Source organism: Janthinobacterium sp. SUN137 (genome assembly GCF_030587265.1).
GTDB lineage: Bacteria > Pseudomonadota > Gammaproteobacteria > Burkholderiales > Burkholderiaceae_D > Janthinobacterium > Janthinobacterium kumbetense.
The window spans coordinates 625,478-640,339 of record NZ_JAPWHZ010000002.1; the positions used below are offsets into that span (position 1 = coordinate 625,478).

General features: G+C 50.6%; 5 protein-coding genes and 4 pseudogenes. 5 read left to right on the top strand and 4 right to left on the bottom strand.

Features of this window, described 5'->3' with window-relative positions:
- Window positions 1-38 precede the first annotated feature (38 nt).
- Complete coding sequence (locus tag O3298_RS10975; RefSeq protein WP_305059341.1) at window positions 39-1,868, top strand: ATP-binding protein; 1,830 nt, start codon at window positions 39-41, stop codon at window positions 1,866-1,868.
- A 339-nt stretch (window positions 1,869-2,207) separates the two neighbouring features.
- On the opposite strand, the pseudogene O3298_RS10980 reads toward O3298_RS10975, so the two are convergent.
- Window positions 2,208-2,389: pseudogene (locus O3298_RS10980) on the bottom strand (IS3 family transposase); the annotation flags it as partial.
- A 79-nt stretch (window positions 2,390-2,468) separates the two neighbouring features.
- Here O3298_RS10980 and O3298_RS10985 point away from each other — a divergent pair.
- The 4 genes and pseudogenes from O3298_RS10985 to O3298_RS11000 form a co-directional block, all read left to right on the top strand.
- Window positions 2,469-3,309 (top strand): annotated as a pseudogene (locus tag O3298_RS10985) (integrase core domain-containing protein); the annotation flags it as partial.
- 397 nt (window positions 3,310-3,706) lie between these two features.
- Window positions 3,707-4,660, top strand: a complete 954-nt coding sequence (locus O3298_RS10990) for a hypothetical protein (protein ID WP_305059342.1) — start codon at window positions 3,707-3,709, stop codon at window positions 4,658-4,660.
- Between the two features lie 3 nt (window positions 4,661-4,663).
- Entirely contained in the window at window positions 4,664-8,284 is a 3,621-nt protein-coding gene (locus tag O3298_RS10995) for a DEAD/DEAH box helicase (RefSeq protein WP_305059343.1), read from the top strand.
- A 97-nt stretch (window positions 8,285-8,381) separates the two neighbouring features.
- Window positions 8,382-10,028, top strand: a complete 1,647-nt coding sequence (locus tag O3298_RS11000) for an FRG domain-containing protein (protein ID WP_305059344.1) — start codon at window positions 8,382-8,384, stop codon at window positions 10,026-10,028.
- A gap of 1,014 nt (window positions 10,029-11,042) precedes the next feature.
- Here O3298_RS11000 and O3298_RS11005 read toward each other — a convergent pair.
- The 3 genes and pseudogenes from O3298_RS11005 to O3298_RS11015 form a co-directional block, all read right to left on the bottom strand.
- Window positions 11,043-12,209, bottom strand: coding sequence for a site-specific integrase (locus tag O3298_RS11005; RefSeq protein ID WP_305059345.1), 1,167 nt, complete (start codon window positions 12,207-12,209; stop codon window positions 11,043-11,045).
- A 438-nt stretch (window positions 12,210-12,647) separates the two neighbouring features.
- Window positions 12,648-12,824, bottom strand: a pseudogene (locus O3298_RS11010) (transposase); the annotation flags it as partial.
- Between the two features lie 68 nt (window positions 12,825-12,892).
- Window positions 12,893-14,503, bottom strand: a pseudogene (locus tag O3298_RS11015) (alpha-glucosidase); the annotation flags it as partial.
- Between the last annotated feature and the right edge of the window lie 359 nt (window positions 14,504-14,862).

Here is a 14,862-nt window from a genome sequence, read left to right on the forward strand (position 1 = left end):
AAGTAAATCCTCTCGCTCCACCTTGAAAATGAAACAACATGGCTAAAATTAACCTTCGGAAATTCATTGCGGAGCACTATAAGGCTGGGATCGCGACCCGCGATGTGGTGCGAGAGGCAATCACCAACTCGATTCAAGCCGGGGCTAGGGTTGTTAGCGTTGATTTGACTTTTTCTGCGCCAAATCAAGAAATGTTTGCTGGCTCAGATGAACGGCGAGTGTTAGAGCGAGTGTCAATCATTGACGACGGTGAAGGCTTTACCATCGATAATTTACAATATTTTGATGAGATTTGCACTGGACATAAGGATAGTATAGGAGGCAAGGGTGTCGGTCGATTGTCTTTTCTTAAGTTTGCAAAAAAGGTAAAGATTGAGAGCCAGCTGGTCGATGAATTTATCCAGTTCGACTATACGCCTGATTTTAGTCTTAATGACGTTCAGAGGGTTACAACGTCTGGTGCGAAAAGAACTTCTATTGTCCTAGATGACTTAAAGGATCAAATTAACACCCAGGTTACTAAACTAATTAATTCTATTTGTGATGATCTTCGTCTTTTACTTTTTTTGAAATCGCAACAGTCAGAGAATATCGAAATTCGATTTGCTCACAATTCGCAGCAATCATTTCCCGAAAGCTATAGTTTTTGTGGAAAAGATATAACAGCCTTAGCCACAAAATCTTTTAATATTCAAAACGAAGAATTCGCTTGCTACCTATTTAAAGACGAACCTCCACGTAAGGGGATTGTGGCAATGCTATGCGCAGATGAATTATGCGTTGAGGAATATTCGATTAGTAAAAAATTTGATGTTTGCCGGCATTTGATATTTGTCACGTCGAATTATTTTAATCGCCGTTCTAATATAGAGCGGCAGCGCTTGGAAATTCCAAAGACTGAAGGGGATGTTGACCTTGTATCTCCAATTAGTCGAGATAAACTATTGCCAAGAATTCACGATGAATGCATGGGAATGATCAGCCAGCTTGATGAAAGTGGAATTGATGAGTTTAAAGAAGGAAATATTGAAAAATTGCGGAAATACTATCCATTCATCAATATAAAGTCTTTGGGAGGCGAGGCTGCTCTTCTTGATGCTGATGAAATTGTACGTAATTATAGAATGCAACAGGCAAAAAAAGAAGACCAACTCGTCGATGACTTAGTAAGCGGAAAAATAGTTTCTATAGATGATATTTCGCATCTTGCAAGTGATGACCTGGCACGTTATATAGTTCACCGGGCGCTTATTATCGATTCGTTGGCAAACATGCCTGCTGGTAGTGCTGAGGATGCAATCCACCAAGCAATTTTGCCAAAGCGGATTAATGGTAATGAAGTTCGTGAAAACAACGTATGGCTCGTGGACGATAAGTTTTTATCTTATTCTAGTATTTACAGTGATGAAACATTGTCCAAGATTATCAGGGACGTAAATAGTAGTTTCGAATCAAAACAACTTCGAAAACCGGATGTGGCAGCATTTTTTTCAAAAGATAATGAAAATCAACCCAATAAACTTGTGGTAATTGAGTTTAAGAAACCTGGTGCAGACATATTTGAGAATGCAAAATCTCTTACACAATGCCGCCTATACGCAAGTGAGCTTTCTGAAAAAATTCCGACCGTGATGGAGGTTTTTGCTTTCTCAATAGTAGATGTGGATGATGAATTTTATCGTGAACTCAAACAAACGAACTATAAGGATATATTTTCTCTTAAAGAACGTGTTGTTTATCAGGATTTTAATATTGGAAGTGATAATGCAGTTCCGCTGCATTTATATGTAATGCCAGCAGCTTCACTAATTAAAGATGCAAGAGCGAGAAATAAGGTGTTTGAAGACGTTCTCCAATTTAACCTTTAAAGTTAAAAACTCTTCGAATCCCAATGTTGATATTGGTGTATGAAGAGCCGCCCATCTTAATAATAAGTGCAGCTCCCGGCCGCCCTATGTCTTCTGGCAAGAGAGTTGCTGAACACATCCCCTATTGACGCAGGCGTCTGGTTGGCTGCACATTACCGCTACTCCTCGTGCGAACGATCGCTAGAAATCGTTGACGTTCCGATTCCTGGAGTTTGTACCAGCCACCAATCACTATTGCCAGTTCGTCATCCTCACAAAACAGAAGAGATGTCGGAACATCTAGCACCGCAGCTAATCTGACAGCGATGTTGAATGGTTGGGGGAATCGCCACGAGTCTGCTAGGCACCCGCAAGCCGTTCAAAATGCCTGCGCTCCAACTCTGCTGGTGAAAGCCTGTTATTAAGTTCGTGACGGCGTTTCGGATTGTAGAACATTTCGATGTAGTCGAAGATGTCCTGTCTGGCACGTCTCTGGTTGCATATTTTCAGCGTTTGATGCGCCTACGTTTTAAAAGCTGGAAAGGTGATCCCCGTCAAATGATCGCGTTTAAAGTAGATTTTTTCCAAATTCAGATTTTTGAAAGAATATAATGGACGCCATCGCTAATGGCCCGCATGAAGGAGCAGGAGGACGAAAACCCGCGCCTGAAGACGATGTATGCCGAGGAGCGCTTGAAAGCCGATTGTCGCGGAGGCCCTGACAAAAAAGTGGTAACGCCATCTCAGCGGCGGGAGATGGCGCAATGGGCCGTGGCCCAGCGTTCAGCCGCAATCGGACTGGCCTGCCAGGCGTTCGGCATCAGCCAGGCCTGCTATCGCTATCGCGCCAGGCTCGACGCGGAAAACGCTGTCGTGGCTGACTGGCTGGTACGCGTGACCAATAACCAGCGCAACTGGGGCTTCGGTCTGTGCTTCCTGTATTTGCGCAACGTAAAGGGTTTTAAATGGAACCACAAGCGCGTCTACAGGATCTATGGCGAGCTGGAACTGAACCTGCGGATCAAGCCACTCCATCGTCTGGTGCTTGAAAAGCTGCTGCCGCTGGCCGTACCTGCACAGATCAACGACACCTGGTCGATGGACTTCATGCATGTCGAGTTTGACTTCTCATTGCCGTCCGAACGCGTCATCCGCTCCCTCGACAGGATCATCGAATGGCGTGGCAAACCCCAGGTCATTTGCTGCGATAACGGCCCCGAATACATCAGCGCCGTGACGCTGGCCTGGGCCGCCAAACGCGACATTCGCATCGACTTTATCCAGCCTGACCAGCCACAGCAGAATACTTATGTCGAGCGCTATAACCGCACGGTGCGCTACGATTGGTTGGCCTCACCTGTTTGAAACGCTCGATAAGATTCAGGATTTTGCAACCCGTTGGTTGTGGACTTACAATCACGACCGGCTCATCATGGCACTTGGCGGCATTACACCAAAATAGAAGCTTGCCATGGCCGCTTAACCTCTACGTTTAGAGCGCTCTAAAAATGGGGGGTTACCTCTTTTGGCGTTGCATTTTATTTTTGAGCAATAGTAGTTTATAGTTGCGCCACGGCACAGCAACTATTGAGTATTTATTATAAACTACCAAAACGATGTTCGGGGAGAGTTGCCGAATGTCAAACTCGTGGAAGAGTGGCGTGGTAAAACACTTGCCCCACTTGATTGCTTTTGAATCCTGATCATGGTTTTGTGTACATGCCAGTGTTTAAGAAGTAGTGCCGGCGAGTTAGTGTTGTATTTCGCTACTTGAGCGGACAAAAGAATTAGATGGCTTCTCACTTATGTGAGAAGCCGCAATAGTCAGGCTGTTTGCGAAACGAATTTCGGAGAACTCTATGCACACCTCTCCGGCCCCTGAGGCCGCCATTGATGAATGGTTGGATGAGTATCCAAGCGTAAAGGGCAATTATGGTCATACGTTGCTTGAACAAACAGATATTGACCTCGATGCGCTTGCAGGGAGCTTGCGGCCCTATTTTGAGTCGGCTCATGGAGACGCGCGCAAGCACTTTCATGATGTCATAGGTATTGATCTTCATCCAGATGCAACGGATATTCCCACCGTTGGACATGCCCTTTATCCCAGCTGTTTGCCGCCAATAGCTCGTCACGGACTCTTTGGTGAAGTGATGTGTGGAATGCTGGCCCAGCACTTCGATTTTATCGGTAAGCATAGCTGGACAGTTCCCGTGTTCCTCTTCCGACACCATTCTGATGTCGAGGCATACCTATTTGCGTTAGTGCGAAACCCAACTCGGGAACGTCAAGTATTCGGTCGCTTTGGTTCAGACTTCTTAGCGCTCGCACTTGATAACGACGGGAAGGTTGTCCGTTATCTTGTCGGGGAAGCTAAATGGCGTGCGAAACTGACTCCATCGGTCGTCAATAATTTGCTGTTTGGGCAGTGGGTTGAGGATGATGATGGGAATCGCGTGCGTGGCAATGACGGTATTTGGCGGCAGTTGAATATCGATGTTCCAATCCCACACGGGATGCGGCAGCTGCAAAAGCTTTTACATGAGCTAGATCCGGTGGGTATGGCAGAAGCTATCTTGTCGATTGATAAAGCAATCATGATCAAGAATAACGAACCGATTGAGCGGACGAACTTGGTACTCATTAGTGGTAACGGAGCCGCACGGCGTGAAGCAGGAGAACCCTTGATCGCCTGGGAAAAAGCACCGGATGAGTATAAAGCGCCACACGACCTGCAGGTTGTGGAACTCATCCTATCGAATGGTGAAGACTTAATTGGGCGAATCTACGATTCGCTGTGGGACGGGACGTAATACATGGCTGACACGAATGCTGAACGAAAAACAATGGCCGAGCAACTGGGTCGAGGTCTTGCCTCCGAAAATCGATTGACACCCGAGCAAGCAAGGGCCTTTGTTCGAGGTATGCAGAGCACTTGGGAAGTGCCAACTATTCAGTGGCAGCCATCCGAGTCCAGTGCCCAATTATCCGATGTTCAGCGCCTGCTACATGCTGGAGCTGTTCTGCGCGAAGTCGACGGTGTTGACTCATCCACTGCGAAGGATTGCTACCGGCGCGCAGCGGAAATCTTGGAGTGGTTGTCCCGAGCTTCCGACGAGTTAGCTATTGCCGTACCAGTAGAACTGCTGGCTTCGGCCGCTTATCAGCTAGCGGGTTTGCCGGCGATGGCAACCGGGCTGTTGGCGCAAGTTCAATCTCAGGAGCCAGGTACACGTTTATACGCTCGATTTTTTGCCGCAGACTTCGATGGCACTGTTGCCGAGGCACTCGCATTTTGGGAGAAAAACAGCGGACTCACCGAGCGATCTCACCCATCGCGAATGTTATCGCCAGAGGAATCCGAGGGCCTTGAATGGTACTTCACGACCGAACTGGTGAGGTGTATCGGATTGACGGCAGCTGCGCTCCGACGTGGCGATGATCAACGCGCTAGCCGTGCACTGCAGAAATTGGAAGCACTAGAACGACTTGCAACTCGAACCTTTACGAGTGATATTGCGACGTTGATCAGCCTCATGAAGGCAGTGGCGCAAGGCTATTCACAGTCAAGCATTTATATACCACTGCGCGGACTTGCGTCAATCAAACCGGCACAGTTGTTACGTTTGGAGCGATTTGGGAGGGGGCAGTTCAGTCGCGGACGAGGTATCCTATGGACTTCGCAGAAGCAGGGATTGGATCGGTTACTGCAGCAATCGTCATTTGCCTTATGTACACCGACGGGATCTGGAAAGACCTTGGTAGCCAATCTGGCCATTTTAAAGGAACTGTTGTTGGTGGACGATGATGTTCAGATGCCGCTGGCACTGTATTTGGTTCCGTCTCGTGCGCTTGCTGGAGAGGTCGAGGCAAAACTAACATATGAGCTCGGTAGTGATTTCATTGTTACTGGCCTCTACGGCGGCGCCGACTGGGGAATAACAGACTACTGGCTCCAAGCGGAACGCCCCACAGTGCTGATTGCGACAGTGGAGAAGGCCGAGGCACTTATGCGATACGTTGGACCGTTGCTCGTGGCTAGGCTTAGGCTGCTTATTGTTGATGAAGCACATCAGGTAGTCTCCGAGGATAATAGTCGCGCCCGCGCAGATTTCGCTGATCACGCTAGCCGATCGCTAAGGCTGGAGAGTTTTGTCTCACGATTATTGGCTCGGGCGCCTGATATAGCGAGGATTGCATTGACCGCGGTCGCGGGTGGAGCGGCAGCGCCGGTGGCTAAATGGATCGAGGGGGATGCGGAAGCGCAGCCGATTGGCACACGCTATAGAAGCACTCGACAACTGATTGGTGTTTTGGAGGCGACAAGCGGGCATGCTGGCAAGCTGTTGGTGGAGCTGATGAACGGTGCCCCATTGCGAGTCCGTGGTCGTCAAGAGCCCGTTTATATTCCCCTTCGCATTGCTAGAATGCCCGAGCTTCGTGCCTCAGTGCGAAACAGTATTTATCACTTCAACGAGTTGCATGTCCTCTGGACCGCGCTGCATCTAATCGACGACGGACGTAAGGTACTGATCTCGGTGACGCAGCGGCCGGAACAGACCATGCGATGGTTCAAAGAGGCCATCGACCGTCCTGAGTGGTCGGCTGCGTTGAGGTTCTCATTGCCGAATGATCCTGCCGACCGAAGGGTCTTTGATGACGCGCGTGCGGCGTGCGTTGACTACTGCGGCGAGGACTCCTATGAGTTGGCTTTGCTCGATTACGGAATCGCCAGCAGCCACGGCCAGATGCCGCAACGCTTGCGCAGGTTAATGACACAGCTAATTGAACGCAGAATATGCGCTATTACTGTCGCTACTGCAACGCTTACCGAAGGTGTCAATCTTCCCTTCGATATCATTTTTATTCTGTCTCTGCGTCGCCGTCGCTACGATCCCGAGGCAACGGGAACAGAGCGCTCGACGGTAACTCCGATGTCTACAGCCGAATTCAGAAATCTAGCGGGCCGCGCAGGTCGGCCTGGTGCGACGAAAGGGATGGAGGGAATTACCTTGATCGCATTGCCCACGGTGCCTTCAACCACGGCGGCGGCAACTTTGGCACTTCAGCGCCGTCAAATCCTGGAAATGCAGCAAGACTATGAAAATCTCCTGGAAAACTTGCGCCAGGAAGAAGGAGACGGTGGCCAGATAACGAGCCCACTTGCGCTGTTAATTTCGACCATCGCTGATCGCGCACGAGTCCTATTGGGAGTGGGCGACACTCAGTTTCTGCGTTGGCTTGAGCAAATTTCTCCAGCTGATATTAGCGACCACGCGGGTGGGGCACATAACGATCGTCTCGCCAGATTGGCGGACAGCGTGGACGAACTGGACGGTATCTTGCTCACTGCGGTGGAAGAGGTGGCAATGGTAGCGGACGACGAGCTATCACTAGCTAATGTGGAGGCTTTCTTGGCTCAATTGTGGGGGCGAACGTTTAGTCAGATCGCCGCCTCACAAGAGGCTTGGCTGGAGCATGCCTTTGTTCGGCGAGGAATGGGGTTAATTGAGAATGTCTATCCTGACCCTGCTGAACGGAAGCGTCTTTTCCAGTATGGCTTTTCGCCGTATGTCGGAAGGCGATTCACCGCCGTGGCACCAGTGATCCGTGAAGTTCTAGCGGCAGCCGTGGATTATGGAACGCAGAATGCTCAGCAGCGTCTGAACTATTTTGGTGAATTGGTAGCGATGTTGGCGAATGATCGCGGCTTTGGGATTCGCGCCAGAAACACAGTTGGTGATCAGACGTTGCTCGGCAATTGGATCGAGCCATTAGCGTGGCTAATGGATGTTCCTGGAGCGCCGTCCCCTGATCCTAGCGAGCTGCGTAACTGGCAGCGGTTTACTAGTGATAATTTTGAATTCAGGGTTGGGGCTGCAATAGGGGCGGTCGTTGCGCAAGCGTGGTCCGACGGAACCGAAGAACCATTCTTTGTGCCATCGCTGGCGACGTGGAGATCAACAACAGGTCTACCTTGGTTTGGATTTTGGGCAAAAGAACTACTGCGTTGGGGGACTTTAGATCCTTTCGTTGCGTTTGCACTTGCACAGGGTATTGAAGGGACGCGCTCCGCCGCTGCAGACCGACGGAATGAATTTGAAGCATGGCTAAACATCAATAGCGGAATCGAAGAAGCCGAGGACTTGATAGATCCCCAGAATTTCATCGCTTGGGCCGCGACACTGCAAGCTACTACCACGGCACCAGCCCCTAACCCTGCCTTTAATGTTACTTTGAACCGGGGAGTCGGAGCTTCAGCGCAATATGACGTGCTGCCGATCGTGAGATCTGGCGGCGTGCATTGGGTGGATCCGGCAGGATACTTGCTTGCAACCTCGCAGGGGCTCCGCATACGGGATGCGCATAAAGGCGATTTCTCGATTGACAGGCGTGGCGATCGATGGCGCGTTAAACGAATTTTTCATGCGAGTTAGTGCTCGTACCGTTAAGGAAGTGAATGGCAACATCGCCCAGTTTGGCTGAATGACCTGGAACGGCTTAATTATTCAAAAATAGGTATCTACAATAAACATGACCGAAAAACTGATTGATAATTCCTTTTTCGTTAAAAACACCCAACTCTTTTCTTGGCTATCGATCGACTATGCGATGATGCTGAGTGAGCTTCCAGCATGGGATAAACCTGACACTTGGCACAAGATGTCCTCAGTTGGTCGAAGTTACGCCACTGGACTATCGGAGAGGGCGCAGTTTTTGTGTGGATTTATGCCAGCCTTATACAGGCTAGGTAGTCAGCCAGGCGAACTTAGGTTGCACGTCGAGCCGTTGCACGACCTCTCCCCAGAGGAACTTACCCAAAGCCTACAGAAAATTGCAACTCGCTTTAACATCCCAGTGGAGAAGATTGGGGAGGGAGGGTTGACATTTATCTCGCGTCCACTGTTGGAAGCTCTTCATCCGGGAGCAGATTTTTTCGGAAGGGTTACCGCACCTTTTGACGCTGATCAGCAAATATTTTTGTACGATCCGTTGACCGGATTCATTCTTTTAGATAATCCTGACCGCATGAATAATTGCTGGCTCGGCGGATCAGTAGAGTTTGTCAACTGGATTAAAAATCGCAATGCTCCTCGAGAAAAACTTATCTTCCAAAACCAGTGCGATCTGCTGAATGTTGGCGTTCCAGTATGGGAAAGAGTGCTGCAACCGCGCGAGCAACCTTTGTACACCAGAGATGTGGCAGGCATTCCAACTGTCACAGTTCAATCACAAGTCGAGCTCGACAAGTTGATCTCCCTTATAGAGAATGCTTGCGCAATTGCTCCGTTCAAGGTGACACCTGTCTATCGTGGTCAAACGTCTGAGCGACTGTTGCCTGATCGAAAATTTTTAGTTGAGGCAGGAATCACCCCATATTCCAACATAAGGGACCATAGCCTGTTGCCGTCAATATACCGTAACTTTGAACAGCATTACGTTAAACCAGAGAGTTACTCGAATTTCATAGGTGACCTCGTTCGCTGGCACTTCTATGAACGCGTGGTCTTTGAAAAGGAGACTCGATATGTACCACCGCTAAAAGGCACTGCTAAGAGCGAAGTTTCGTTCCTCGCACCAGACTCGCGTGATCCGCGCTGTCTAGAGAATGAGATGAGGACCGTTACAGAACATTATGACGCGCAAGGGAATTTTCTAGGAACGGTCGAAAAGGGACATCGGTTGGTTCATGAGGACTCACGGCGCAACCTTATATTGCAACACTATGGTGCGCCAACCCCTGTGGTGGATGTAACATCCGACCATCGTGTAGCAGAGTTTTTCGCGTTTACCAAGCTACAAATAGGTGACGACGGAGGTATGACGTGCGAGGCTGTAACTGACCTCCGCACTTCCGTGCTTTACGTGCTATTCGTCCCCGAAGGTATGGCGCCTTTGTATCGATCGGAAAACCTGCTACCGCAGGAGGAAGCGCTGAGGCCGTCCCGGCAGGCTTGCCTGACCTTAGGTGGCTCGGGTGCTCTTTATCGAAACTACGCCAGTCGCTTCATTGGATTGAAGATTAAGTTTGACGGTGGATTTGTACCAGGCGATTTGCCTTCACCATCGCACCTTTTTCCAAGCCAGGTTGAGGACCCGATGTTGGAGAAGCTTCTGATCGCTGAAAAGGTGTTTGGTAAAAAAGATGGTTCTCGTCCAGTTTATTGGCTTCAGGCGTAGCTGTTACTTGAAGGCGAAATTTGCGAACATTTTTGTGAACATGTCAGCTGAGTTTAGCTTAGCTTAGCTTAGCTTAGCTTAGCTTAGCTTAGCGCATCTACTTCTCGCAGTTCTTGCGAAAACCAGACGCTGAGCGGGTTTGAAGCCCCGGGAAAGCAAGTTCGAAAGTTGCAATCGATGCTGGAACTCATTGGAAAGCGTATGATAATGAGATGCTGAGGTGGTCCCCAGGACCTGACTTTTTAATGAAGGCATTTTTACGGTATTAAACATTTGTGGCATACAAAATCTTTGAAAATCAATCCATTGGCGATCTCATTGATAATCGAGTGGGAGTGATTTTTTTAGAGAAATTTTCCTGTTGGAATAACTGAGTATGCTAGAGCCGTTTTTTACAGAGTTTTCTTATGGTATTCATTCTGGATTCGATTTCCTAATCACTTAAGCGAGTGTAGATGGCAGGAAACGATATCAATTCCCCTGTGAGTGGCGTCGTTGTCAAAACGTACTTGCTGGCCATCGAAGGCCGCGCATCAACCTAGTGATGACGACCGTAAGCGACTTCGGTGTACGTCTGGAGAGCAAAAAAAGTCAGTTAAAGCAGCATGGTCGTCAACAGGGTAGGGCGCCTGTACGTCGCCGGCTCGGGCGAAGAAAATACATTGATTGCCCAGGCGGTAGGGGATGTAACGGTGACTGTCGGCGATATCGCCGACGCTGGCGTGAATGGCCAAACTGGCTTGATTGACAAACCAGTTAAGGTATATGGGGCGCGCACCCATCGCGCCTGGATACGCAGTAGAGGTATTGCACCACGCTTGCCTGCTACTGCATCGAGTCGCGCCAGCAGCTGGAAAAATGGCGCTGAGTAGTCGAATGCGCACTCGGTAGACTCCGCCTTTTCCGTCGGCTGCGTATCCGCTCTGAACGTCGTGCCGATATTCACCAGGCATTCCTGTCACTTGCCAGCATATCCATCTTCTGGCGATATGTTCAGAGGTTTTGTTAGGCACCCTAAAGCACGAGCTTTGCCAGTGCGCTGGCGGCAACGTCGCCTCGCAGATGGCCATAGTATTTTTCGATCATTGCCACTGAGGTGCCGCTAATTTGTGCGACGGTCAGCAGATCCAAGCCGCCGTGAACCAAATCGGTGATTGCCGCGTGGCGGAGGGAGTAGGCGACGGTGTTTGATGGTAGTCCTGCGTCTTTGGCTGCGGTCTTGAGCGGATGTTTCCAGGAGTCTTTATTCCATGCGCTTCCGTCAGCACGGGCAAGGAGTGGTGCGGTGCTTGGTCGATCCTGTGTACACTCCCTAAGAAATTGGGAAATTTCTGGCGGAATTTTGAATTTCCTGGCTGCCCCGCTCTTGTCTATACCGATTTTCAATATTTCGAATTTGGTGTCGAAATCAGCAACGAGCAGGGCGGCAAGTGCGCCTGGTCTTAGTGGCAGCATTGACAAGCCTTTGATGAACTGCGCCAAGTCTACCGGTGCCACGCGAATCAATTCTTTTCGTTGATTGCGGTCTAGATAGAGTTCACGCCGTTTGGTGACGTTCTTGAAGGCCGCCAGCGGGATGCGCCAGGCGAAGTCGCTGGTCACCTTCCCATCAGAAAGTGCTTGATTGAGTGCTGCGCGTATGGCCGCTATGTCTCGATTGACGGTATCTTTGGATCGTGCGCGGGTGATTGCCGACTTGCCGACCTTAACTGGCGCGGCTACCATGCGATTTCGAAAGGAGTGGATATGTTCCCGCGTGAGCTTTGTTAGTTCAATCCGGTGAACCGGGTCAATGGCGACCCAGCGACGATATCGTGCGTCAAGATCGTCGGCGGCCTTGCTACCCTTCAGTTCTCTAATTTTTGTTGTGTACGCATTGCAGGCGTCCATCACTGTGCTACTCTCAGTTGATCCCCCTTGATGAAGGTGAGTAATCCATTTTTTAGCTGCATCGACAGCCCTGTCAAAACGTTCGAATGCCGGAAATTGCTCAAGCGAACCTAATGATTGTTGCAGTTGTTTGCGGTTTTCTGAACGGTACCGGATCATCCAAGTGCCAGTTGTGCCGCTCGTCATCTTGCGAAAGCCGACGAACAATCCCTGGCTGATCCGTTGCCAATACGGATCGCGTCGGGCAGTTAACTTGCCGCGTGCAGTGACGGTATCGATTCTGTCGCCCATGCTACTATCCTGCGAATGCCTACACGGGAAAAGGATAGGGAAAGATGCTCCATGCCGCTGGCAGGAGTATGAAAAAAGTATGAAAAACTATAGCGCATTTTGACGGATCTCGCCGGACGAAAATCAAACTTTTCCCTATGAACGGGTGGTCCGCTGATGTCCAGTAATGTCCGCTAATTCGACATTCACACTGCAGGGGTCGCAAGTTCGAAACTTGCACTTCCCACCAAAATTTTCGTTTGTATTCAATGATTTAGGATGTTACATCTTGTCTGAATACGAGCTTGGGGCAAACTTGGGGCAATGGGATTTCTAATCCACTGCCCAGCCTCAACGATACGGCCGCTTTCTGCGGCCGTTTTCACATCAAGCTGGCTTAGTACGCCTGACAATCCTCTTCCTTGCTTTCAAAGCAACAACTTCATACACTAAGAACGTCTAACAAAACCGCTGAATGTATCTCCAGCAGATGAGTATGCAGGCAAGCGAGAGAAGCGCCTGGCGGATATCGGCACGGCGCTCGTAGCGGACGCGTAATCGGCGGAAGCGGTGCAATCAGCCCAGTGTGCGCTCAACCACCCAGCGCCATTTACCCAGGCGTTCGCGCGACTCGACGTGATTGCACAACAACGCTTTACTCGCGCCCCTGCCTCACACACATAAGCGATAGCAAACGATTCGTATGGCTGCAGGCTGAGGTGGTCGGTCCAGCTGTCACGCTGGGCATAGTTGCTGATCAAGCCTTGCCCGGCAATGCCGTGCAGCGTTGCCGGCAGATCCAGTTCGACGTGTTCGCTGGAGAAGTTGTTGACGACAACCAGCTGTTGGCTTCCCAAGCTGCGCCGGTAGGCGAATACCTGCGGGTGCTGCTCCAGCAACGGCAGGTAATTTCCGTAAACCATGACGTCCCAGTGCTTGCGCAGTTCGATCAGCTTCTGGTAGTGGAAGAAGACCGAATCGGGTTGTTCCAGTGCGGCCGCGACGTTGATCTCCGGGTAGTTGGGATTCAGCTTGAGCCATGGCGTGCCAGTACTGAAGCCGGCGTTGTGTGTGCTGTTCCACTGCATTGGGGTGCGTGCATTGTCCCGCCCGTTGGCGTGGATGCCGGCCATCATCGTCTCCGGTGGTACACCGGCGGCCGTGCGTTCGTGGTAGAGGTTGAGCGATTCGATGTCGCGATAGTCGTCAATGGAATCGAAACGTACATTCGTCATGCCTATTTCCTCGCCTTGATAGACGTAGGGGGTACCCTTGAGAAAATGTAGCGCGGTGGCCAGCATCTTGGCCGACTCGACCCGGTAACGGCCGGGGTCGCCGTATTTGGATACGGCGCGCGGCAGGTCGTGATTATTCCAGAACAGCGAATTCCAGCCGGCATCGGCTAGCTCGGTCTGCCACTTACCGATGATCTGCTTGAATTCGATCAGATCGAACGGCCGCGGCTTCCATTTCCCCTCCTTGGTATCGTGGGTCATTGTGATGTGCTCAAACTGGAAGACCATCGACAGCTCCTGACGCGCCGGGTCGGAATACAGCTTGGCTGTCTCCGGGGTGGCGCTCCAAGTCTCGCCCACCGACAATACATCGCGTGCGGCCAAGGTCGCTTGGTGCATTTGCTGCAGTAGCGGGTGCAGTCGTGTGCCGTTGGCGATGATCTGCTGGTCGACCTGTTTGCCGATGAGATCGATCACATCCATGCGGAAGCCGCCGATGCCCTTGTCCAACCACCAGTTCATCATGCGATACACCTCTGCCTGCACCTGGGGATTTTCCCAGTTCAGGTCCGGCTGTCGTTTCGAGAACAGATGGAAGTAATATTCACCGCTGGCGGAATCGTACTCCCATGCACTCCCGCCAAAATACGAACGTTGCTGGTCGGGCGGGGAGCCATCGGCGCCTGCATTGCGCCAGATGTAGTAGTCACGGTAGGGGCTATCCCTGGATTTCTTCGCCTCGACGAACCAGGCATGTTCGTCAGAGGTGTGGTTGACCACAAGATCCATCAAAATACGGATGTCGCGCCTGGCCGCTTCTGCGATCAACTGCTCCATCTCGGCCAATGTGCCGAATTCGGCGGCGATATCCTGATAGTCGGAGATGTCATAGCCGTTATCGTCCATCGGCGACCGGTACACTGGCGACAGCCAGATCAGGTTGATTCCCAGATGTTGCAGGTAGTCCAGTCTGCCAATGATGCCGGCCAGATCACCGACCCCATCGTGATTGCTGTCTTGAAAACTACGTGGGTAGATCTGATACACGACGGCGTTATGCCACCATTTCTTATCCAACATGATTATCTTTCTCGCTTATTGATTGACGGCACTGTCTTGCAACGTGCCAAGGGATCGCCAGGGGTAGGGCAGATCCGATTTCGTCGTTGGATCAGGCAGCTATGAGATCGTACACCTGGCGTCTGTCAGGACACTCAGGCTACCAACACGATCCACCGGTTTTTCCTCTTTCAAGAACTGTGGATCAGAAGAGTCTAAGCTACCGATAGCAACTCATGGCGATTCAGTGTTGATGTAACAACACCGTCACATTTGAATGCCACTATGCACCATTTCAGAATGGTGCAGCTACCTTGCCGACTCGATCCGTCATCCTGCCATGCCCCATGCAGCACTGCTGCTGGCTTGACGACGCTCGC

What these genes read in the sequence shown, in the direction of transcription:
- O3298_RS10990 (WP_305059342.1), top strand. Translation starts at nt 3,707, where the DNA reads ATGCACACCTCTCCGGCCCCTGAGGCCGCCATTGATGAATGGTTGGAT.
- O3298_RS11005 (WP_305059345.1), bottom strand. Translation starts at nt 12,209, where the DNA reads ATGGGCGACAGAATCGATACCGTCACTGCACGCGGCAAGTTAACTGCC.
- O3298_RS10995 (WP_305059343.1), top strand. Translation starts at nt 4,664, where the DNA reads ATGGCTGACACGAATGCTGAACGAAAAACAATGGCCGAGCAACTGGGT.
- O3298_RS11000 (WP_305059344.1), top strand. Translation starts at nt 8,382, where the DNA reads ATGACCGAAAAACTGATTGATAATTCCTTTTTCGTTAAAAACACCCAA.
- O3298_RS10975 (WP_305059341.1), top strand. Translation starts at nt 39, where the DNA reads ATGGCTAAAATTAACCTTCGGAAATTCATTGCGGAGCACTATAAGGCT.